Source organism: Rhizobium sp. YS-1r (genome assembly GCF_000757525.1).
Classification (GTDB): domain Bacteria; phylum Pseudomonadota; class Alphaproteobacteria; order Rhizobiales; family Rhizobiaceae; genus Neorhizobium; species Neorhizobium petrolearium.
In genome coordinates, this window is record NZ_JPYQ01000024.1 from 1 (window position 1) to 21,552 (window position 21,552).

General features: G+C 60.9%; 21 protein-coding genes. 5 read left to right on the forward strand and 16 right to left on the reverse strand.

The window, feature by feature from the left end:
- Positions 1-136: 136 nt before the first annotated feature.
- On the forward strand, positions 137-622 hold the full coding sequence (locus JL39_RS16100) for an NUDIX domain-containing protein (protein WP_244446904.1): 486 nt from the start codon (positions 137-139) through the stop codon (positions 620-622).
- A 17-nt stretch (positions 623-639) separates the two neighbouring features.
- Here JL39_RS16100 and glgX read toward each other — a convergent pair whose 3' ends face one another.
- From glgX to JL39_RS16110, 3 genes are all read right to left on the reverse strand, one after another.
- Entirely contained in the window at positions 640-2,718 is a 2,079-nt protein-coding gene (gene glgX / locus JL39_RS16105) for a glycogen debranching protein GlgX (protein ID WP_052182910.1), read from the reverse strand.
- 68 nt (positions 2,719-2,786) lie between these two features.
- Positions 2,787-3,029, reverse strand: a complete 243-nt coding sequence (locus tag JL39_RS31620; RefSeq protein ID WP_152601148.1) for a hypothetical protein — start codon at positions 3,027-3,029, stop codon at positions 2,787-2,789.
- Positions 3,026-3,310, reverse strand: a complete 285-nt coding sequence (locus JL39_RS16110) for a hypothetical protein (RefSeq protein ID WP_052182911.1) — start codon at positions 3,308-3,310, stop codon at positions 3,026-3,028. Before JL39_RS16110 ends, JL39_RS31620 begins: the two co-directional genes overlap by 4 nt.
- A 113-nt stretch (positions 3,311-3,423) precedes the next feature.
- Here JL39_RS16110 and JL39_RS16115 point away from each other — a divergent pair, with 113 nt between their 5' ends.
- The gene (locus tag JL39_RS16115; protein ID WP_037152601.1) at positions 3,424-3,690 is read left to right on the forward strand and encodes a hypothetical protein; all 267 of its coding nucleotides are present in this window, start codon (positions 3,424-3,426) and stop codon (positions 3,688-3,690) included.
- 229 nt (positions 3,691-3,919) lie between these two features.
- Here JL39_RS16115 and JL39_RS16120 read toward each other — a convergent pair whose 3' ends face one another.
- The 5 genes from JL39_RS16120 to coxB all read right to left on the reverse strand — a co-directional run bounded on the left by JL39_RS16120 (position 3,920) and on the right by coxB (position 9,816).
- Entirely contained in the window at positions 3,920-4,984 is a 1,065-nt protein-coding gene (locus tag JL39_RS16120; RefSeq protein ID WP_037152604.1) for a c-type cytochrome, read from the reverse strand.
- Entirely contained in the window at positions 4,981-5,643 is a 663-nt protein-coding gene (locus JL39_RS16125) for a cytochrome c oxidase assembly protein (RefSeq protein ID WP_052182912.1), read from the reverse strand. Before JL39_RS16125 ends, JL39_RS16120 begins: the two co-directional genes overlap by 4 nt.
- A gap of 206 nt (positions 5,644-5,849) precedes the next feature.
- Positions 5,850-6,233, reverse strand: coding sequence for a hypothetical protein (locus JL39_RS16130; RefSeq protein ID WP_037152605.1), 384 nt, complete (start codon positions 6,231-6,233; stop codon positions 5,850-5,852).
- Entirely contained in the window at positions 6,230-8,746 is a 2,517-nt protein-coding gene (gene ctaD, locus JL39_RS16135) for a cytochrome c oxidase subunit I (protein ID WP_037152607.1), read from the reverse strand. The genes JL39_RS16130 and ctaD overlap by 4 nt, the downstream gene beginning before the upstream one ends.
- Complete coding sequence (gene coxB / locus JL39_RS16140) at positions 8,743-9,816, reverse strand: cytochrome c oxidase subunit II (protein ID WP_081952865.1); 1,074 nt, start codon at positions 9,814-9,816, stop codon at positions 8,743-8,745. Before coxB ends, ctaD begins: the two co-directional genes overlap by 4 nt.
- A gap of 200 nt (positions 9,817-10,016) precedes the next feature.
- Between coxB and JL39_RS16145 the strand changes: the two genes are divergently transcribed.
- A complete protein-coding gene (locus tag JL39_RS16145) occupies positions 10,017-10,217 on the forward strand; it encodes a hypothetical protein (RefSeq protein WP_037152610.1) in 201 nt (66 codons plus the stop codon).
- Positions 10,218-10,257: 40 nt separating this feature from the next.
- Positions 10,258-10,818: a type 1 glutamine amidotransferase domain-containing protein gene (locus JL39_RS16150; protein WP_037152612.1), complete on the forward strand. Its 561-nt coding sequence runs from the start codon at positions 10,258-10,260 to the stop codon at positions 10,816-10,818.
- Positions 10,819-10,820: 2 nt separating this feature from the next.
- Here JL39_RS16150 and JL39_RS16155 read toward each other — a convergent pair whose 3' ends face one another.
- The 6 genes from JL39_RS16155 to JL39_RS16180 form a co-directional block, all read right to left on the reverse strand.
- Positions 10,821-11,924 (reverse strand): DNA topoisomerase IB, encoded by a 1,104-nt coding sequence (locus JL39_RS16155; RefSeq protein WP_052182963.1) that lies wholly within the window; start codon positions 11,922-11,924, stop codon positions 10,821-10,823.
- 57 nt (positions 11,925-11,981) lie between these two features.
- Positions 11,982-13,682 (reverse strand): sensor histidine kinase, encoded by a 1,701-nt coding sequence (locus tag JL39_RS16160; protein WP_052182964.1) that lies wholly within the window; start codon positions 13,680-13,682, stop codon positions 11,982-11,984.
- A gap of 236 nt (positions 13,683-13,918) precedes the next feature.
- The gene (locus JL39_RS16165) at positions 13,919-15,025 is read right to left on the reverse strand and encodes an ABC transporter ATP-binding protein (RefSeq protein ID WP_037152614.1); all 1,107 of its coding nucleotides are present in this window, start codon (positions 15,023-15,025) and stop codon (positions 13,919-13,921) included.
- 6 nt (positions 15,026-15,031) lie between these two features.
- Positions 15,032-15,913, reverse strand: coding sequence for a carbohydrate ABC transporter permease (locus tag JL39_RS16170; protein WP_052182913.1), 882 nt, complete (start codon positions 15,911-15,913; stop codon positions 15,032-15,034).
- Positions 15,910-16,836 (reverse strand): sugar ABC transporter permease, encoded by a 927-nt coding sequence (locus JL39_RS16175; protein ID WP_037152616.1) that lies wholly within the window; start codon positions 16,834-16,836, stop codon positions 15,910-15,912. The genes JL39_RS16170 and JL39_RS16175 overlap by 4 nt, the downstream gene beginning before the upstream one ends.
- A gap of 95 nt (positions 16,837-16,931) precedes the next feature.
- The gene (locus JL39_RS16180; protein ID WP_200883974.1) at positions 16,932-18,182 is read right to left on the reverse strand and encodes an ABC transporter substrate-binding protein; all 1,251 of its coding nucleotides are present in this window, start codon (positions 18,180-18,182) and stop codon (positions 16,932-16,934) included.
- Positions 18,183-18,448: 266 nt separating this feature from the next.
- Between JL39_RS16180 and JL39_RS16185 the strand changes: the two genes are divergently transcribed.
- Positions 18,449-19,501, forward strand: a complete 1,053-nt coding sequence (locus JL39_RS16185) for a LacI family transcriptional regulator (RefSeq protein WP_052182914.1) — start codon at positions 18,449-18,451, stop codon at positions 19,499-19,501.
- 65 nt (positions 19,502-19,566) lie between these two features.
- Here JL39_RS16185 and JL39_RS16190 read toward each other — a convergent pair whose 3' ends face one another.
- Both JL39_RS16190 and JL39_RS16195 read right to left on the reverse strand, forming a co-directional pair.
- Positions 19,567-21,072, reverse strand: coding sequence for a tripartite tricarboxylate transporter permease (locus JL39_RS16190; RefSeq protein ID WP_037152622.1), 1,506 nt, complete (start codon positions 21,070-21,072; stop codon positions 19,567-19,569).
- Positions 21,073-21,081: 9 nt separating this feature from the next.
- Complete coding sequence (locus JL39_RS16195; RefSeq protein WP_037152624.1) at positions 21,082-21,543, reverse strand: tripartite tricarboxylate transporter TctB family protein; 462 nt, start codon at positions 21,541-21,543, stop codon at positions 21,082-21,084.
- Positions 21,544-21,552 lie beyond the last annotated feature (9 nt).

Below are 21,552 nucleotides of genomic sequence, written 5' to 3' on the forward strand. Positions count from 1 at the left end.
TAAAATCGGAGCCAGTGGAATCCACAGATTCACAAAAGCCGCCCGACGCTCTAGTTGAAGAATCGGATAGCGGATCGTCCGCTGCAACGCAGATTTGCTTCCGACAGGCCTTCCGATGGACAATCCGACACGCACCATGATTGTAATGGACTCTGGGCGTTCGCGTTTCCAGTTTCGAACCGCAGCGCTCATCCGCTCCAATGGACATCTTCTCATCCACCGGGGAACGACTGAGCCCTTCTGGTCGCTTCCGGGCGGTCGCGTGGAGTTTCAGGAAGCAACGACGGAAACGCTGGCGCGGGAAATCGAGGAGGAAATCGGATCCCGGGCAGCCATCGGTCCGTTGCGCTTTGTCATCGAGAACTTCTTCACCCTGGAGGGGCGGACGGTCCATGAAGTCGGCTTCTATTACGAGACCGAACTACTCCGCCCCCTGCCTTTCCACGAAAGTGAGGTCGTCCACCGTTGTCGCGACGGTTCCAACGACCTGGAATTCCGCTGGATTCGCCCCACGGCAAGCACGCTTGACGAATATGACCTGAAGCCCTTTCCGCTCCGTGCGTTGATCGCCGGCACGTCGAGCGACATCACGCATCTGGTCTATCGAGATCATGCCACTTGAGAGATTCCTGACGAGCCTCACGGTCTGCGGAAGAGCGCCAGACTGCGGCCTTCGAGCTCAAAATCCTTTTCCTTGGTGATCACCAGGCCGCGCTTCGAAAGATCGGACGTGGTGAGTTCCAGCACCCAGCCGCCCTCGCCGAATTGCGGGATGCGGAAGGGAACATTTCCTTCGAACGGGTTGAAGAGCAGCAGGACGTCGTGCCAGACGCCTTCCTGCCCCTTGAGATCCTCCCGGCCGATATGCAGGCCGAGTGTCGTGCCGTCATCCCAATGCTCGGGCTTCTGCTCGCCGCCGCCGGCATTGAACCAGTTCACCTCCATGCCGTCGCGCCAGTTTTCACGCCTCAGCAACGGCTGTTCCTGACGCAGCTTGATCAGGCAACGCGTAAACTCCCGCAGTTCTTCGCAGGTCTCCGGCAAGTTCTCCCAGTGGACCCAGGAAATCTCGTTGTCCTGGCAATAGCCGTTGTTATTGCCCATCTGGCTGCGGCCGAACTCGTCGCCGGCAAGCAGCATCGGCGTACCGTGCGAAAAGAAGAGCGTCGCGAGGAAATTGCGCTTCTGACGCTCGCGGATCGCGTTGATCGCCTCGTCATCGGTCGGGCCTTCGGCGCCGTAATTGTAGCTGTGATTGTCGTTATGGCCGTCGTTGTTGTCCTCGCCGTTCGCCTCGTTGTGCTTTTCGTTGTAGGAGACGAGATCGTTGAGCGTGAAGCCGTCATGGGCGGCGATGAAGTTGACGCTTGCCCAGGGCCGGCGGCCGCGCTGGTCGTAGAGATCGCCGGAGCCAAGCAGCCGGGCAGCGAAATCGGTCGAGACATTGGTCCCTTTCCAGTATTCCCGCACGGTATCGCGATACTTGTCGTTCCACTCTGACCAGCCGGGCGGAAAGCCGCCAACCTGATAGCCGCCGGGACCGATATCCCAGGGCTCGCCGATCAGCTTCACCTTCCACAGCATCGGGTCCTGCGTCATCGCGTCGAAGAAGCCGCCGCGCTGGTCGAAACCCTGCGGCTCGCGACCGAGGATGGTGCCGAGGTCGAAGCGGAAGCCATCGACATGCATGGCATCGGTCCAATAGCGGAGCGAATCCATGATCAGTTGCAGCACGCGCGGATGCGAGGTGTTCACCGTGTTCCCGGTGCCCGTATCGTTGATGTAGTAGCGATGCTGATCCGGCATGGTCCGGTAATAGGAAAAGTTGTCGATACCCTTGAATGAGAGCGTCGGGCCGAGTTCGTTGCCTTCCGCCGTATGGTTGTAGACCACGTCGAGGATCACCTCGATGCCGGCATCATGGAAGGCCCGCACCATGTCGCGAAGACCCTGGATCCCTCTCGGACCGTAGTAGCACGGGGCCGGCGCGAAGAAGCCGAGCGTGTTGTAGCCCCAATAGTTCTTCAGGCCTTTGTCCAGGAGATGCTGATCATCGGGGAAATAATGGACGGGCATCAGTTCGACCGACGTGATGCCGAGGCTCTTGATGTAGTCGACCGAAGCCTTGTGGCCCATGCCCTCGTAGGTGCCGCGGAGCTCTTTCGGGATCGCCGGGTTGAGCTGGGTGAACCCCTTGACGTGAGTTTCGTAGACGATCGCAGCCGGCCACGGGATGCTTGGGCGATTCTGATCCTGCCAGTCGAACGCATCCGGATCGATCACCCGGCATTTCGGCATGAAGGGCGCGCTGTCGCGCTCGTCAAACGTCAGGTCCTTGTCTTCATTCTGCAGGTCATAAGCGAAAAGCGCCTCGTTCCACTGCACATCACCGACAAGCTCGCGGGCGTATGGATCGATGACCAGTTTGTTCGGATTGAAGCGGTGACCGTTTTCCGGATCGTAGGGTCCGTGGACGCGAAAGCCGTAAAGCGCGCCGGGCTTCAGGCCGGGAACATAACCGTGCCAGATCTCGTGCGTATATTCCGGGAGTTCGAGACGCGCAGTCTCGATCCTGCCGCTCTCGTCATAAAGGCAGAGTTCGACGCGTTCCGCATGCGCCGAGAAGATCGCGAAATTGACGCCCTCGCCATCAAAATTGGCCCCAAGCTGGTGCCAGGAGCCCGGCTCAATGACGATATTGCTCGATTTGGTATCCATGCCACACCTGATGAAAGATTCGCGGAACAATGGTGCGACACAGCATTTCGTTCCCTCGGCCTTCGAGATTACGGGTTATTCGATCCCGAAGGCGCAGGATCTGCGGGCGGATTGTTCGTCGTCCCAGAGGGTGAGGTGGCCGGGCTTTGTCCTCCGGTACCGGTTTGCGGCGTAGGATCCTTGTCCGCCGGAGCTGTCGCATTCGACTGTTGCGGAGACGTGTTGTTGATCGGGTCGTTCTGGTTTTCGCCACTGTCGCTGCAAGCACTCAAGAGCATGAGGACAGAAAGGGCGGCGATCAAGCGTTTCATGTCCGGTCTTCCCCTTCGGATGTGCCGGATGCAGCCCGGCGGCGTGTATCGAGCGCAATGACCTTTTCAACGGCAGCAATATCTTCCGCCGCCGCGACCGGGATGGGGTCGCCGGCAATGGCTTCCAGGACTTCCGGTGCCAGCGCTCCGTTGCGGATCACATATTCCAGTGCTTCACGGGTCTGACGTTCTGCTTTCAATTGCGCGTAGAGGGCCAGGATCAACCGGTCGCGAACATCGCGTCCATGCTGGTCAGCCCCTGATTTGATGACTTGCGCCATGGTCTTCTCCATGTCCTTGTTCAGGAGGCCAACTTTCGGCGGGGCTGATTGTTCCCTCCTGAAAAGCCTCCCCTATCTTCATCAGGAAACAAAACATGACGAGGAGGCAACCTATGTCCGTGATGACGCCGGAGGAGCTGGAGGGGCGGTTGAACGCCCACCGAGAATTGCTGATCGAGCTTCTGGCCGCGATGATCGGCGGCGAAGTCACCATCACCGCTTTCCTGCAGCGGCTGAGGGATGACGCGACTTTCAAGGACAGCGAAGAAGACCCGGGGGTGATCCCTGAAGAAGCGTTTGCGATCGAGAATTCGGCTGCCCGTGAAGTGCGCGCGATCCTCGAAGCGGCCCGTGCCCGGGCGGAAGCGGATGGTCGTTAACCATAGCGCTTCACATTTATGACGATCTCGCCACGTTTATGGCCATTTCATGGAACTAGAATGCCGCTTTCACGTTCATCTACCACCGATGCGGAGGGAGGCGTCTATGGTCAGGGAATGGGTGGAGGCAGCAGGTTTCGTTCTGGTGATCGCAGCCTGCTACATGATGGTCGTTCCGGTCTGATACCGGTTTTCCGGACTCCTGGGGAGGAGAGCGTGGCCTGAAACTTCAGGGCACCCTGCTCTCGCGGCCGGCAAAGAAGGCTGCGAGAGCGGCAAAGTCCTCTTCCTTCAGCTTGCTGGCGACCTCGATCATGAGGTGGCTGAACGATGACCCGCCTCGGACGCCTGCATGGAAGAGCTGGAGCTGACGCATGATATAGGCGGCGTTCTGGCCCGAAATACGCGGATAGGCGGGATTTCCTCCGGGTTTTTCATGACAGCTGAAGCAGGCGGGAACCTTGTCCGCCGGCCTTCCCTTTTCGGCAAGTTCTTTTCCTTTTTCGATCAACTGCGCATCAGCAGGAGAAACCGCGCGCGGCGGCCGCGCCTGTTTCGCGTAATAGCGCGCAAGCTCCGGCAGGCTTTCATCGGCCAACGTGCCGACCGCCACCTCCATGACGCCACTCGGCCGCTGCCTTTGCGCATAGGCGCGCAGGCTGTTGAGCAGATAGGGCTCCGACTGGCCGGCGAGGCGCGGAATGATGCTGTCATTGGTAAGCCGCTTTTCCGCGTGGCAGCTCTCGCAGGTGATCGGCAGCGGCGAAACCTCGCCCGCATTGCCGATGCCGTGCAGGCCGGAGACCTGCAGATAGGCGTTGGTGTCCATCTCCGGCAGCTTTCGCAGGAAGGCGACCATCGCCCAGACCTCGTCGTCGCGCATTTGCGTCGGCCAGGCAGGCATGCCGGTGAAGCGCACGCCATGCTTGACGATCTCGAAAAGCTGCGCATCGGTCCAGGTCGGTACCACGGTCTTCAGGTCGGGCGGGGGGGGAAGCATGGCGCGCACCGCATCCGACCGGCTTTGCGCCGGCGAGCCGTGACAGATGGCGCAGCCCGTTTCGAAATGACCTGCAGCCGGCGGCAGGAGCGCCGGATTGTCAAGCGGGAGCGCCTCGACGGACAATGCAGCGGTGCGGACGGAATTCCGCATGACCCAATGCAGGAACCAGTCCGTCGCAGCCCAATGGCCGCTGCTCGCCCCGACGCTCATAAGACCGGACCAGGCGACCAGAAGCCCAAGCACAGGCAGCACGATGACCAGGACAATCAGATGCTTCCAGCGGATCATCATAGAGCTTTCCTCCCCAACGGCTCTGGCACATTGTCTCCCAGCGTCCGGGCAAGCAGGGCAATGCCGCCGGCGAGGTAGACGACGGCACCAACCAGCAGCATGACCACCCCGCCGACCTGCTGATCCGCCGCCGCTGTCAGCGTCACGCCCAGACAGCTTGCCTCCCCGCCACCGTAAAGCGGACGAGGCGAAAGAGAAAGAAGCGCTCCAAGCAGTGTCATATGCATGGAGGTGAAGAGGAGCCCGAACGTGCCGGAAAGCCGACGCTCTTCCCGTCCGCTCGATGTCCCGCCGAGGCAGGAAAGCCAGAGCGCCAGTCCTGCGCCTAGGAAGATTGCCTGTTCGATGGCCGCGAAAAGGACGGAGGATTCCGACAGGGCCCGCATTGCCGGGACATGCCAGACCCACACGGCGAAGAGTTCGGCAACAGAAGCAATGAGCGGCGTCATCCAGGCACAGCCGGCGGTAAAATCGAAACGCGTCCCGGAAAGCGCGATGGCGATCAGCGGCGCGGCGCCCGCGACCACGCCCATATGGGCGATCATGTGAACCGAGAAGGATGTCCGGTCGGCCAAAGGCAGGAGGACAATCCAGAGCAGGAACAGCATAACTGAGCCGACAATCAATGCTGCACGCTTGAACGCCGAGAAGGATGGCATGGCGTCACCGCGAACTCCCTCCGATCTCCCCCCTTGTGGGGGAGATGTCGCCGAAGGCGACAGAGGGGGGTGTGACGACAGTGCGGCAGATGGAGAGATCAATTCCCCGGGCAGATACCCCCCTCTGCCCTGCCGGGCATCTCCCCCACAAGGGGGGAGATCGGCAAGAGGCACCGCTTTCCGTCCCATATCCGCCTGTCTCCTTCTCATGGCTGGCACTCCGCGATGAACATCAGCGGGATGGCCATATAGGCGACAGCCACGAAGCTGAGGCCGGACAGCAGCAGCGTGGCAAAGCCCTGGAAATATCTGCGATCTTTGCGGGTCGGAGCGTCATGCGGCGGATCGCCGGAGCCAAAACCCCATTGCCGCCAGGCGAGATAGGCCGAGAGAACGATCATCGCCAACGCCAGCAGGGTGAAGACAGCAAGCGCAAGGCGGACGGTATCGAACGAAATATCGGAGGCAAGCCCCCTGGCGCAGAAGATTGCAAAGGTCGCGTAGCAGACGATGAAATGCAGCGCCCAGACCGTCGGCGCGGTAAACAGTGTCCACAAGCTCTCGACTTCACGCGGAATGACGCTCTTCATGCGCTCACCATCGGGAAAAGGCCGATGACGCCGAAAGTCACCACGGCGGTCACCGCCATGAAGTGCCAGTAAAGCGCGACATTGCGGATATCCTGGTCGTATTCGGCCGTCATCCTGCCCGCAAAACTGCGAGCCAGGCAGTAGAGTTGCATGATCGCGCCGACTGCTGCATGCGCCACCGTCCAGATCGCCAGAATCCAGACTGTCGCCGGATAAACGTTGGCTGTCGGGTCCATGCCATGGACGTAAGGTCCGGCAAGGCCTGCAAATGAAGCCGCGACCGTAACGGTAAAAGCCGCAACCAGCGCCATGCGCGCACCGATCGCCCCCTTGTTGTTGAACTCGCGGGCCAGCAGCGTCAGGACCCAGGCGACCACGAAAAGCACCAGCGCCACAATCGGCCAGAAGGTCCCTGGCCCGGAAACGACGGCGGTGAAATCCTCGTGGATGGTCCAGTAGAAGAAATAGCCGAAGACGAGGCTCGCAAACGCCGTGCCGTCGCCGACCATGGTGATGAACATCGCCCACCACCCGACCGAGGCAGGGCCGGAAACATAGATCGGCAGCTTCAGGCCAAGCCCGACATCGATCTCCGACGCTTCCGGAATAGGCGCAGTGCCGGTCCACAGCCAGACGATGATCGCGATGAAGGTAATGATGGCGAACACGATCGTCGTGATCCACCAATGAAACGTCAGTGCGATGAAAACGCCGCCGAGTGCCATGGCCGCAATAATCGTCACATAGGAAAGGCCGCCCACCCGCAGACATTGGATCGGCTCTGCATCGAGCACGGAGGTGACCAAGGTCTCGCGCTCCCCGGATTTCGCATCCGGCAGGTAATAGCGCCCTTCCTCGATATTCCGCCGAAGATCCGGCTGGTCCCAGAGCGGATAGCGGCTGGTGATGATCGGCACCGAACGCATGCCCCAGCTTTCTTGCGGGTCGTTCGTCCATTCCAGTGTGCCGGAATTCCACGGGTTGAGGTTGCGCTCGCGGGGCCCGGGCTTCGGGCGGACAATATCGATCACGAGGGTCGCCACGCCGGCCGCGAAGACGAAGGCGCCAACCGTCGAGAGAAGGTTGAACCAGTCCCAGCCGATACCTTCCGGATAGGTGAAGACGCGCCGCGGCATGCCGCGCAGGCCGGAGAAATGCATCGGGAAGAAGGCGATGTTGAAGCCTGAGAACATCAGCCAGAAGGCGACCTTACCCCAGAAATCGCTGAGTTTCTTTCCGGTAAAGAAGGGGAAATAGTAGTAGATGCCGGCGACGACCGGGAACAGCATGCCGCCGATCAGCACATAATGCAGATGGGCGACGACGAAATAGGTGTCGTGTGCCTGCCAGTCGAACGGCACCAGCGCCACCATGACGCCGGTCAACCCGCCGATCACGAAGATGATCAGCCCGCCGGCGCCGAACAGCATCGGCACGGAGAAGATGACGCGGCCCGCCAGCATCGTGGCGATGAAGACGAAGATCTGCACGGCGGTCGGAATGGCAACGGCCTCCGACGCCGCCGAGAAGAAAGCGAGCGAGATCTGCGGCAGGCCGGTGGCGAACATATGATGCACCCAAAGCCCGAAGCTCAGGAAACCCGTGCCCACGGCTGCCAGCACGATCCACGAATAACCGACGATCGGCCGCTGCGAGAAGGTCGGGACGATCATCGCCATCAGCGCGATCGCAGGCAGGAAGATGATGTAGACTTCCGGATGGCCGAAGATCCAGAAGAGGTGCTGCCAGAGCAGCGGATCGCCTCCCCTCTCCGCGTCGAAGAAGGGCCAGTCGAACATCCGCTCCATCTCGAACAGGATGTCGCCCGCGATCAGCGGGGGAAAGGCGAAGAGGATCATTCCTGCGACGATCAGCAGATACCAGGCGAACATCGGCATCAGATTGATGCGCATGCCGGGCGCCCGGCATTTCATGATGCCGACGATGATCTCGACCGCCGCGGCGATCGAGGCCACTTCGATGAAGGAAAGGCCGAGCAGCCAGATATCCGCGCCGATGCCGGAATATTCCTCGTCGGTCGCAAGCGGCGGATACATGAACCAGCCGGCATTCGGCGCGGCATTGAAGAAGATCGAGCCGCACACGAAGATGCCGCCGATGAGAAAACTCCAGAAACCGAAGGCCGAAAGCCGTGGGAACGGCAGTTCACGGGCGCCGAGCATGGAGGGCAGCAGGAAGATCGCGATCGCCTCGAAGATCGGCACCGCGAACAGAAACATCATCACCGTGCCGTGCAGCGTGAAGGCCTGATTGAAGAGATCGGCGGAGATGAGATCGTTCTCCGGCACTGCAAGCTGCAACCGCATCAGCAGCGCCAGCAGGCCGGCAAACAGCATGAAGGCAAACGCGGTGACGCCGTACCAGAGGCCGATCTGGCTGTTGTTGACCGAGGTCCAGTAACGGATGCCCTTCGGCGTCTCCCACACCTTGCGGAGCCGTTCTTCCTGAGCGGCCCTCTCCTGAGGCGAGAAATTGCCCAATTCCTCGGTCATCTGAGCCCCTTCAGGTAAGCGGCGATCCGGTCGATCTCGGCATCCGGCAGCATGGAAAAATGCGGCATGCGGGCTTCCGGCTTGATCGCGCCGGGGTCGCGGATGAAGCGGGCGATATGTTCCTCCACATTCTCCAGAGTGCCGGCTGCGACCGAGCCACGTTCTCCGAAGGCGGTGAGATCCGGCCCGATCGTGCCGCGCGCCTCGGTTCCGGAGATCGCATGGCAGCCGTCACAGCCCTGTTTCAGGAAAAGCGCCAGTCCGTCCATATCCTCGGTGCCGGATGCAACCTGCCGTGCAGCCATCCAATTCTCGAAATCCTGCGCCTCCATGGCGAGTACGGTGAACGCCATCAGCGCATGCGACGAACCGCAGAATTCCGCACAGACGCCGCGATAGGTGCCGGACTTTTCTGCCATAAGGGTGAGCTGGTTGTCGCGGCCGGGGATCATGTCCATCTTGCCGCCAAGCACGGGAATCCAGAAGGAGTGGATGACGTCGGGCGATTTGAGCGAGAAGATGACACGCTCCCCGACCGGAATCCGTACCTCGTTCGCCGTCTCGAATGCGACCGTGCCGTCTTGCCGGAGGTACCTCACACGCCACCAGAACTGCTCGCCGGTGACCTCGATGCGACGCACGCTGCCAGCCTCTCCCTGGAACCACGGCCGGATGTTCGGCATCAGCCAGACGGCATAGGCAAGCAGTGCTGCCAGCACGACGGTGGGAAAGATTGCGCCTCCCCAGAGGATGAGCTGACCGGCACCCTTTTCCGAATGAACACGCCGCTTGCGCGCGGCATAAAACAGCAGACCGACCACCGCGAGCCATATCACCGCGCCACCGATCAGCATGGTGAAGAAAAGCGTCGCGACATGCGCCGCCTCGCGCCCGGCAGGATCGAGCGCCGATTGAATGCCGGAGCATGAAACGAGCAACGGACAGAAAAAAGGTGCGGAGGCGATCGGCCGGACCGATCGGCAATAGCTGCCCTTGATGCCCTGCTGACCGAGGCTCCTTTTTGATCGGATTGGCCGGCGGCAGGGGCCGGTCAAGCGGTCATCATCCATTCAGCATGCACCCGGGCCAGAGGTCGTTTGCGACAGGAGATCACAGAAACGGTTGGCAAAAACACGCAGGCCGGAATTTTGTTCCAATGCCTGCGATAACTTTCTGTAACAGGCTGTGAAAAACGTGGAACGAATTCGCCACAGGGGGGTTTGCATTTTCGTGAGGGCAGACGCCCTTGTTCGCGCGACGGGAGATTATCATGCGACACTTTTTCAAAATGCTCAGGAACAGACTGAAGGGGACCCGGCAGGAGAAGAAGACGTTTGCCGTTGAACACCCGGAAGACGTGCAGGTCGTCGTACCTGAAGCCGTTGTCCTTCCGCTGCCGAAGGCACCTCGTGACGAAATCTGCGTTCCTGCCTCCATCAACGGCCGAGACCTTTCCAGCGGCCGCCTCTGAGCCCAACAGCAATGGAATTCGACTGAAAGGAGCACAGCATATGACCGCTATTGATACCGCTTCCATCCTGATCCTTGCCACTGACGGCTACGAACGCTCGGAACTGCGGGTCCCGCTCGATGAGTTGCGGAAACGCGGCGCGAATGTGAAGGTCGCCTCGATCAAGACCGGCGAAATCAAGAGCTGGGACAAGAAGGACTGGGGCGATACAATCGGTGTCGATCTGGAGGCAAAAAACGTCAAGGTCGAGGATTTCGACGCCCTCGTTCTACCCGGCGGCCAGATCAATCCGGACCTCCTGCGCGCCAACGAGGATGCCGTGCGCGTCGTGCGTGATTTCGTGAAGAGCGGCAAGCCGGTTGCGGCGATCTGCCATGGTCCCTGGCTGCTGGTCGAGGCTGACGCCCTGCGCGGCCTGAAGGCGACATCCTACCGCTCGATCCGCTCAGACATCCGCAATGGAGGCGCCTCCTGGAAGGACGAAGCAGTCGTCGTCGATAACGGCATCATCACCTCGCGATCGCCGAGCGACCTGCCGCAGTTCGTTGACAAGATCGTCGAGGAAGTCCAAGAAGGACGCCACAATCGCCGGGCTGCGTAGAATTACGCCCGCTCGGCCTCGGCCGCCCGCTGCTCCTCGCGGGCGGTCGTCGCGGGAACATCGGACACTTCCCGCAGGAATGCCAACAGACGCCGCTCGTTCGACCTCAAGCCCCTCGGACCGCTCAATACGGTCTCGTCCGCCATCACCTTTTCAAGCGGCGCGATATCTTCAGACAGCGCAAGAATCCCCGGATGGATATAACTTGACCGGCAGACCGCAGGTGTATTGTGCAGGGCAGCCGATGCTGCATTGGCCATCGTTTTGATCTTCGGGCGGCCACCATTCATCTCCATCGCCTCCCACGCCGCCATGAACGCTGTGAGACTGCCACCCCAGGTACGGAATGTCTTGGCCGAGATGGCAAAGCCCGCCGCCTTGGCAAGATAGGCGTTCAACCGTCCTGAATCGACCGGATGCGGCACGCCCTGCTCGTCCGGCCAGGAAAAAAGCTGCCGGCCGGGCAGGTCCGCAATGTCCTCGAGGATGCGCTGCAGACGCGGATGCCTCAAGGTATGCCGGACACGCTTGCCGCCCTTGGCCGTGAAGCGAAGCAGGATCGTATCGCCCGAGAGGGTCATATGCCGCTTGAGCAACGTCGTGGCGCCGTAGGTCTTGTTTTCCTTTGCATAAGCGCGATTGCCGACACGCAGATGCGTCGCATCCAGAAGGGCCACCAGAGCGGCGACAACCGTATCGGACCCCTCGAGATCAAGCGCGAGATGCCGCTTCACCTTGCGGCGTATGCGCGGCAGCGCCTCACCGAACCGGATGAGCTGGTCGAACTTCTGCTCGCTGCGGAAATTCTGCCAATCGGAATGGTAGCGATACTGCTTCCGCCCGCGGGAATCATAACCCGTTGCCTGAAGGTGCCCGCGCGGATCAAGGCAGATCCAGACATTCTCATAGGCCGGCGGCAGGCCGAGAGCGGCGATCCGGCGCCGTTCCTGATCATCCGTCAGCAAGCTCCCGTCGGGCAGACGGTAGCAGAAACCCCTGCCGCGGCGGAGCCGCCGGATGCCCGGCTCCGTATCGCTGACATAGGTGAGGCCGGTGATTTCGAGAAAACCCTGATCGATATCGAGCGAGTTGAGACGGGCGTCCATGTCCATGGCCGCTTAACGGCAAGCATATCAACTTCGTTCCAGCGATGTAGCCGGCGATCAGATCACGATGTCCTTGAGGCTTTCGGTACCTTCGCCCCGCTCGAAAGACGAACGCGGCGCAGTCAGTATCCAGCAGAGCCCCTCGGATCGGAAATCCACGTCGACCTGCCCTGAAAAAGCTGCTGCCGCATGGCGCTTGATGATCGTCGTGCCGAAACCGGTCCGTGCCGGCTCGTGGACCGGCGGGCCATCCCTTTTCTCCCAAACCAGCCGGAGATTGGGTTCGCTACCGGCCTCGTCGAGCACATCCTTCCAGGCGATACGGACCTTGCCCTGCGGCACGGAAAGAGCCCCGTACTTCACGGAATTCGTGGCAAGCTCATGCAGGATGAGGCCAAGATTCTGCACCGCCTCGGCCTTCAGTATGAAATCCGCGCCTTGCAACTCCACCCGGTCGGCCACTTCGGCAAAGGTGCTCATGTGGATTTCCACCACGCGCCGGATCGACACCCCGGCCCACTGCTCCTTCGCGAGCGCCTCGATCGATTTCCCGAGGCCCTGCAAACGGTTGCCGATCGCCTTCTGGAATTCCTCCATCGTGGTGTCCTTCCGCGCGAGCTGGCGCATCATCGCCTGGACAAGCGTGAGGATGTTCTTCGTACGGTGCACGAGTTCATGCAGGATAAGGTGGATGCGGTCCTCTGCCTGGCTGCGGTCGAAAGAAGCATTCGAAAGCGCAATGGCCACCTGATTCGCTTCTCTGATCTTCGTCTCCACCGGAGACACGATCTCGCCCTTGCCGATACGTTCGGCCATTTCCGCGATCTGACGGATCGGGATGCGAAGCTGACGGCCGACAAGCCAGGCGATCAGCATGCCGACGGCAAGGAAAACAGCGCCACCCGAGATCAGCTGCCGCCATGTGGTCAGAATGCTCGCCTGCGCTGCATCGATCGGCCCCCAGACCACGGCCTTCCATGTCCAGCCGGTGATCTGCGCATAACCGTACATCTGCTTCAACTCGCCATCGACATCCTCGATCGTCCCCTTGAAGCCGGTCATCAGCTTGAGCGTATCGGCCGGGAAAGCCGTGCCCGACGACAGCGCATGGGCACCCAAAGAGGTAACCACGTGTCCCGAACCGTCAACGATCGCGACCGTCCAGCCCTCGGAAAGCCCCTCAGTGGAGATGAGCTTCTGCAGGTCTTCGGCATTCTGGGTGATGATCATTGCCGCGCCCGAGGCGGAAACCTCCCTGGGCAGCGGCATGCTGATATTGAAAACGTGCTTTCCGCTGGTGGTGCCGAAAAAGACGTTGGAAGCCTCGGTCACGCGGCGACTGAGCACCGATTCGAGCGCCGGCATGTTGGATACCTTGCCGAGGGGCGTCCCGAAAGGCAGGCGTGTGTTGAGCTGCTGCTGGCCCGCGGCATCGACCAGGATGACATAGAGTGAATTCGACCGCAGGCTGTTCTGTGTCCTGTTGTGGAAGGCGCGCAGATCGCGCCTTTCCAGTTCAGGGGACGTGACGAGCAGCCGCAGCGTCGTCGCCATGTCCTGCAATTCGCGATCTATCGATCGCGCAATAAGCTGCGCATCCTCGGCTGTCTCGTTCGCCAGGATTTCGCGTTCGTTCGCCTCGAGCTCCATCATCAGATAGGCGACGAAAACCAGCAAGGGCAACGCAACGCCGACAGCGAGCGCAACCAGATAAGCGCCGATGGGCGCCGTCGGGAAAAACCGCGAAACCCTAATCATTCCGCGCATTTACCCAAAAGGAAAAACGCAGGCGCCTATGTCACCTGCCCCCGTATTCATTTTAGCATCCCGCCTTTTGCTAATACAACTAGCGGGTCTTTCTAACCGGTTTTGAAAGCTTGGCCAAGGATTGATTGCTGACCATACGCTTCTCCAAAAGGCACAATCCTCCGCCGGAAGGAGGCCTCCCGGCACCGCCTGCAAGCCGAAGGGTAAAAGGGCCGAACCTGCCCGCGTCAATCGATGCGGCCGGTCGTTTCCGGATCGAAGACGACCGCCTTGTCGAGATTGAAGGCGAAGGGGAATTTCTGGCCGACCGAGACATGCACATCGGCACGGGTGCGGGCCGTGAAGCTTGCCCCATCCAGCCTGCCGATCACGAACGTGTCGGAACCCGTCGGCTCGACCATGGTCACATCCGCTTCGATTTGCGCCACGGAACGCACCTGCGGATCGAGAAGGCCGGTGTCGGTAATCGCTTCCGGACGCAGCCCCAGGATGATCTCCTTACCATCGGCGAGGCTCTTCGTAACGGACGGCGGCATGGCGACCTTGACGTTCTCGTTGCCGAAAAGCACAATTGCCTGTGCACCGTCCGAGGAAACGACGTTGCCCTTCAGCATGTTCATCGCCGGCGAGCCCATGAAGTCCGCAACAAACAGGTTGGCCGGACGATTATAGATTTCCGAAGGCGTCCCGACCTGCTGCACGGTGCCTTCCTTCAAGACGACGATCTTGGTGGCCAGCGTCATCGCCTCGATCTGGTCGTGGGTGACGTAGACGATCGTCGCATGGGTGTTCTGGTGCAGCGCCTTGATCTCGGCGCGAACCTCAACACGCAGCTTGGCATCGAGGTTCGAGAGCGGCTCGTCGAACAGGAAGACGCGCGGCTGGCGGACAAGCGCCCGGCCCATGGCGACGCGCTGGCGCTGGCCGCCGGAAAGCTGGCTCGGACGGCGCTTGAGCAGATGCTCGATCTGCAGCGTCTTTGCGACCTGCTTCACTGCCGCCTCGCGGGCGGCCTTGTCGACGCCGCGCATTTCCAGCGCGAAAGCGATGTTTTCCTCCACCGTCATATTCGGGTATAGCGCGTAGGACTGGAAGACCATCGCGATGTCGCGCTTCGAAGGATGCAGATCGGTCACCACCTGACCGTCGATGACGATATCGCCCGACGACGGCGGCAGAAGGCCGGCGATCGCGTTCAGAAGCGTGGACTTTCCGCAGCCCGACGGACCGACAAGGACCAGGAAGCCGCCCTTTTCGAGATCGATATTGATGCCCTTCAGGATCTCGACATTGCCGATCTTCTTGCGAATGTCCTTGATTTCAAGAAAGCTCATAAGCGGTCATCCCTTGACTGCGCCGGCCATCAGGCCACGCACGAAATAGCGTCCGGCGACGATATAGACGAACAGGGTCGGCAAGGCGGCGAACACGGCTGCGGCCATGTCGACATTGTATTCCTTGACGCCGGTGGAGGAGGAAACGAGGTTGTTGAGCGCAACCGTCATCGGCGAGGCTTCGCCCCCCGCAAACGATACGCCGAACAGGAAGTCGTTCCAGATATTGGTGAACTGGTAGATGATGGTGACGACGATGATCGGCCCCGAACTCGGCAGCAGAATGCGCCAGAAGATGCGGAAGAAGCCGGCGCCGTCGATCATCGCGGCCTTCACGAGTTCGTCCGGGAAGGCCTCGTAATAGTTGCGGAAGAACAGCGTCGTGAAGCCGAGACCGTAGATCACGTGCACCATCACGAGGCCGGTCGTTGAGTTCGACAGCCCCATCAGGCCGAGCAGCCGCGCCATCGGAATGAGAACGGCCTGGAACGGAATGAAGCAGGCAAACAGCATCATGCCGAAGATGATCTTGTGACCCGGGAAGCGCCACTTGGTCAGCACGTAGCCGTTCAGCGCGCCGAGCAGGGTCGAAATGATCACCGCCGGAACGACCATCTTGATCGAATTCCAGAAATAGCCCTTGATGCCGACGCAGGAGACACCGATGCAGGCCTCGCCCCAGGCCCTCACCCAGGCGGCGATCGAAGGCTCGCGCGGCAGGGCCAGCATGTCACCGCCGCGGATTTCGTCGAGCGGTTTCAGCGATGTCGTGAGCATCACATAGAGCGGCAGCAGGTAGACGACCGCCAGGATGATCAGGGCCGCGTAGATGAAATAGCGGGCGGTGCGGGCCGAACCGGCGCTGATGGTTTCGTTCGCAGCGCTCATTGCTTCTTCTCCCGCAGTTCCGAATAAAGATACGGCACGATGATCGCGGTGATGCCCATCAGCATCATGACCGCGCTGGCCGAACCGACATTCATCTGGTTGCGCGTGAACGTGTAGGAATACATGAAGGTCGACGGCAGTTCGGTCGCATTGCCCGGTCCGCCGCCGGTGAGCGCGATGACCAGGTCGTAGGACTTGATCGCCATATGCGCCAGCACGATGAAGGCGGAGAGGAAGACGGGGCGAAGCAGCGGTATGATGATGCGGCGGTAGATGGCGACGTTCGACGCGCCGTCGATCTGCGCGGCCTTGACGATCTCGCCGTCGATGCCGCGAAGACCGGCGAGGAACATCGCCATCACGAAGCCGGATGCCTGCCAGACGCCGGCGATGACGACGGTGTAGATCGCCATCTTCGGGTTGACCAGCCAGTCGAACCTGAAGCTTTCCCAGCCGAGATTGTGCATGGTGTTCTCAAGCCCGAGGCCGGGATTCAGGAACCACTTCCACGCCGTACCGGTGACCACGAAGGAGAGCGCCATCGGATAGAGGAAAATCGGCCTGAGCACCCCTTCGGCGCGGATACGCTGGTCCATCAGGATGGCGATGAACAGGCCGAGCGCAATGCAGATGCCAATGTAGAGAACGCCGAAGATCGCCAGATTCTGCATGGCCACATACCAGTTCGGCTGCGACCAGAGACGGTAATAGGCATCGAACCCGCCCCACTTGTAGACCGGCAGGATACGGGAGGTGGTGAAGGACAGATAGACGGTCCAGAGGATGAAGCCGTAGACGAAGATAAGGATCACCGCGAAAGAGGGCGCCAACACGATCTTCGGCAGCGCATTGCGCAGTCCATCTGCAATCGAGCGCCCTTGTCTCTGCGGCTCCACAACCGGAACCGGTTCGATTGTCGTCATCATGACCTCCGGCAAACACCAGAAAGAAGGAAATTTGAAAAGTGGCCGGGATCGCCTCCCGGCCACTCAAGCTTCAGTAATTTGCGATCAACCGATCACTTGGCGGCAGCGACCGCTTCCGGCAGGCGCTTCAGCGCTGCATCGGTAGTGAGCTGACCGTTGAGGTGCTGGGTGATGACGTCCAGCATGGCTTCCTTGATGGCAGCCGGCTGGGCGTAGCCATGGGCGAGCGAGCCCATCATCGTGCCCTTCGAAGCAGCCTCGGCGAGATCCTTCATGCCCTTCTTGCCGCAATCATCGAACTTTTCGTCCGAGACGTCGGTACGGGCCGGAACCGAACCCTTGACCGTGTTGAAAGCGATCTGGAAGCCCGGATCCTCGACGGCGGACGCCATCTTGAGCTGGGCGTCGCGCTGGTCGTCGCCGACGTCGAACATCATGAACTGGTCGGCATTGAAAAGCACGGAGCCCTGAGTGCCGGGGAAGCGGATGCAGACGAAGTCGGTGCCCGGCTTCTTGTTGGCGCGCAGCCATTCGCCCTTCGACCAGTCGCCCATCTCCTGCGCGCCGGCCTTGCCTTCGATGACCATGGCGGTCGACAGGTTCCATTCGCGGCCCGAGAAGTTCGGGTCGAAATAGGTGCGGATCTTCGACATGGTGTCGAAAACCTTCTTCATCGTGTCACCGGAAAGCGCTTCTGGATCGAGGTCGAGGACGGCTTTTTTGTAAAACTCCGGGCCGCCGATGGAAAGAACGACGGCTTCCCACATCGTGCCGTCCTGCCACGGAACGCCGCCATGCGCGATCGGCGTGATGCCCTGCTCCTTGAACTTGTCGAGCATGGCGATGAATTCGTCGATATTCGTCGGCGGCTGAAGGCCGGCCTTGTCGAGGGCAGCCTTGTTGATCCACAGCCAGTTGGTCGAGTGGATATTCACCGGAGCAGCGATCCAGTGGCCATCATACTTGGAGAAATCCTGGAGAGCAGCCGGGATGACCTTGTCCCAGCCTTCCTTGGCTGCAAGGTCGTCGAGGTTTGCGGCAACGCCCATTTCCGCCCAGTCGCGGAGGTCGAAGCCGAGAAGCTGGACGGCTGTCGGCGGATCGCCGGCCGTGACGCGGGCGCGAAGCGCGGTCATGGCAGCGGAGCCGGCACCGCCGGCAACCGGCATGTCCTTCCAGGCGACGCCTTCCTTCTGGAGGTTTTCCTTCAGCACGTTGAGAGCCGCAGCCTCACCGCCGGACGTCCACCAGTGAAGGACTTCGACACTCTCCTGTGCCTTGGCGGCACCGGCCGTCAGGGCGATGATCGCCGCACCGGCGGCGAATTTGCTGATCATTCGAATATTCATTGAGAAATCTCCCTTTGCATCCGGGCTCCTCTCCGGATATGGCGATTTATAACGATATAAACGCGGTCGGTGTCAACCCAGCCGGAGGATTTTTTGCAGGGTTTCAGATGACGCCTAACATGATGAAAAAACTTGCAAATTTTGAAATCGACAAATTTTTCCTCAGGAATCGAGAAAATTTCCTGACGGCATTTGAAAAATTTGCAACGATGTAGATGAGGCCTGTTCCGATCTCGGAGCAGGAGCGGAGGAAAGAAGACATGTCGCTGGAAGACCTGGAGGACGAGGGTCGGCGGGCGAAGCCGGAGCCTGCAACGGAGAGAGCCGGCGCGGATACGAAGCCCACGCTGAAAACAATCGCCGAAATGACGGGCCTCGCCGTCACCACCGTGTCGCGGGCGCTCGCCGACGCGCCGCAGATCGCGCTTGAAACACGGATGCGCGTACGGCAGGTCGCAGAAGAGATCGGCTATCTGCCGGACCGGGCGGCGCAGCGCCTGCGTACCGGCCGCACCAATGTCATCAGCCTCGTCCTCGACCCGCACGAGGAAATTCTAGGCTATGCGACGTCGATGATCCGGGGACTGACCGAGGCGCTGCGGCGCACGCCGTATCATCTCGTCGTCACACCCCATTTCTCCGACACGCCGCAAATCGACCCGGTGCGCCACATCGTGCGCAACCGCATGGCCGACGGCATCATCTTCACACGCACCGAGCCCTCGGACCCGCGGGTGAAGCTGTTGATGGAGAACGGCTTTCCCTTCATCTGTCACGGCCGGACCGAACTTGCGACCGCCCACCCCTATGTCGATTACGACAATTACGGGTTCGCCTATCAGGCCGCGCGCAAGCTGATTGACGCCGGTGCGAAGAAGCTCTCGATCATCCTGCCGCCGGAGCGGTTCACGTTTGCCCACCACATGCGCCACGGCTTCATGACGGCGGTACGCGAGGAGGGTATCGGCTTCGAGATTGCCAGGGGCGTGACGCTCGACAGCAACTCGAATGACATCCGCGACTATTTCTATCGCCGGATGGGCGAGCCGGAACGTCCCGACGGGTTCATCTGCGGCGGCGAGGTGTCGGCACTCGCGGTCATGGCCGCCGCTTACGACCACGGCCTCGCACTCGGAAAGGATGTACGGCTGGTCGCCAAGCAGACCTCGGGCCTTTTCGATCAGGTTCGTCCACGAGTCGAGACGATCTACGAGGACCTTTCCGAAGCGGGCCTCTTGATGGGGCGGCTGCTCCTCAAGCGCATCGCCGGGCCGGTACCCGTCCACGAACTACAGGCGCTCCAGACGGTCTGACCGCCCGGAGCGCTGCCCGCATGATCCCGTCAGGATGATCATGCGAAGGGAAGGCTTCCAGCGTCTCAATCCTCTTCCTGGAACACCGCCTCGCGCTTTGCCTTGACGCTCGGCAGGAAGACAATCACGAGGACGACAACCGCTATAAAAAGCAGGGCTGCGCTGATTGGACGCGTGACGAACGTGCTCGGATCGCCGCGCGAAAGGATCATCGCCCGTCTCAGGTTTTCTTCGAGAAGCGGACCGAGCACGAAGCCGAGCAGGAGCGGCGCGGGCTCGCAGCGCAGTTTCGACAACACGTAACCGATGAAGCCGAAAAAGGCGACGGAATAGAGATCGTAGACGTTCGAATTGACGCTGTAGACCCCGATCGAGCAGAAGGCCATGATGATGGGGAACAGCACGTAATACGGGATGGTGAGCAGCTTCACCCACAGCCCGATCAGCGGCAGGTTCAGGACGACGAGCATCAGGTTGCCGATCCACATGGAGGCGATGATGCCCCAGAAAAGCGCCGGCTGCTCGACCGCGACATTCGGGCCGGGGACGATACCCTGGATGATCATCGCGCCGATCATCAGCGCCATGACGGGGTTTGCCGGAATGCCGAGGGTGAGCAGCGGGATGAACGAGGTCTGCGCGCCGGCATTGTTGGCCGACTCAGGGCCTGCGACGCCCGCCACCGCTCCATGGCCGAATTCCTGCGGGTTCTTCGAGACCTTCTTTTCGACGGTGTAGGACGCAAAGGCCGCAAGGATCGCCCCACCGCCCGGCAGGATGCCGAGAACCGACCCGATGACAGTGCCGCGCAGCACCGGCGCGATCATCGCCTTGAAATCCTCCTTTGTGGGCATCAGGCCGCTGACCTTGGCCATCAGCACCGTGCGGCTCTTTTCATTTTCGAGATTGCGCAGGATTTCGGCAATGCCGAAGACGCCGACCGCGACCGCGACGAAATTCAACCCGTCCGAATACTCGCGGATGCCGAGTGTGAACCGCGGCGTGCCGGTATAGATGTCCGTGCCGACCAGGCCGAGAAGCAGGCCCAGCACAACCATTGCCAGCGCCTTGACCATCGAGCCATGCGCCAGCGCGATCGAGGAGACGAGGCCGACCACCATCAGCGAGAAATACTCGGCAGCGCCGAACTGGAGGGCGATTTCAGTCAGGGGCGGAGCAAAGATGGCAACCAGGAAAGTCGAGACCGTGCCGGCGAAGAAGGAACCGAGCGCTGCGATCGCGAGCGCCGCACCCGCCTTGCCCTTGCGTGCCATCTGATAGCCGTCAATGGCGGTGACGGCAGACGAGGATTCGCCCGGGAGATTGATCAGGATCGCCGTGGTCGAGCCGCCGTATTGCGCACCGTAATAGATGCCGGCGAGCATGATCAGCGACGAGACCGGTTCGAGCTGGAACGTGATCGGCAGCAGCATGGCGATCGTCGCGGTCGGCCCGATGCCCGGTAGGACGCCGATGAGCGTCCCGAGCAGCACGCCGATCAGGCAGAAGAACAGGTTGGCGAGTGAAGAAGCGGTCGAAAAGCCGAGCGCGAGATTGTCGAGAAGATCCATGCTCAAACCTCAAAGACCGAGCCAGGGCCCGAAGCGGCGGAATGGCAGGCCAAGACCGTAGCTGAAGACCAGGACGCAGAAGATTGTCAGCGCCACGGACAGGACGATTGCCGTAAGCGGCTTCATGCGGCCGGACGCGAAGCAGGCGAAGAGCGCGGTGATGAACAGCGCCGGCACGAAGCCGAGCCCCCTCACCGTCAGCCCGAAGAGGATCGGCGCCGGCAGGATGAACAGCATGCCGCGCCAGGCGATATGGCCGATCGGCTCCCCCTGGACCCGTGCCGACTGGACGAGGATGACCAGTCCGAACAGCATGAGCGCGCAGGCGAGGATGAACGGGAAATAACCCGGCCCCATGCGCAACGCCGTGCCGAGATCGAGTTCAAAGGACTGATAGGCGAAGAAGATGCCGATCGCGATGAACAGCAGTCCGCAGATCAGATTGGTCGTGTCGAATTTCAGAGAATTCATGGTGTCTCC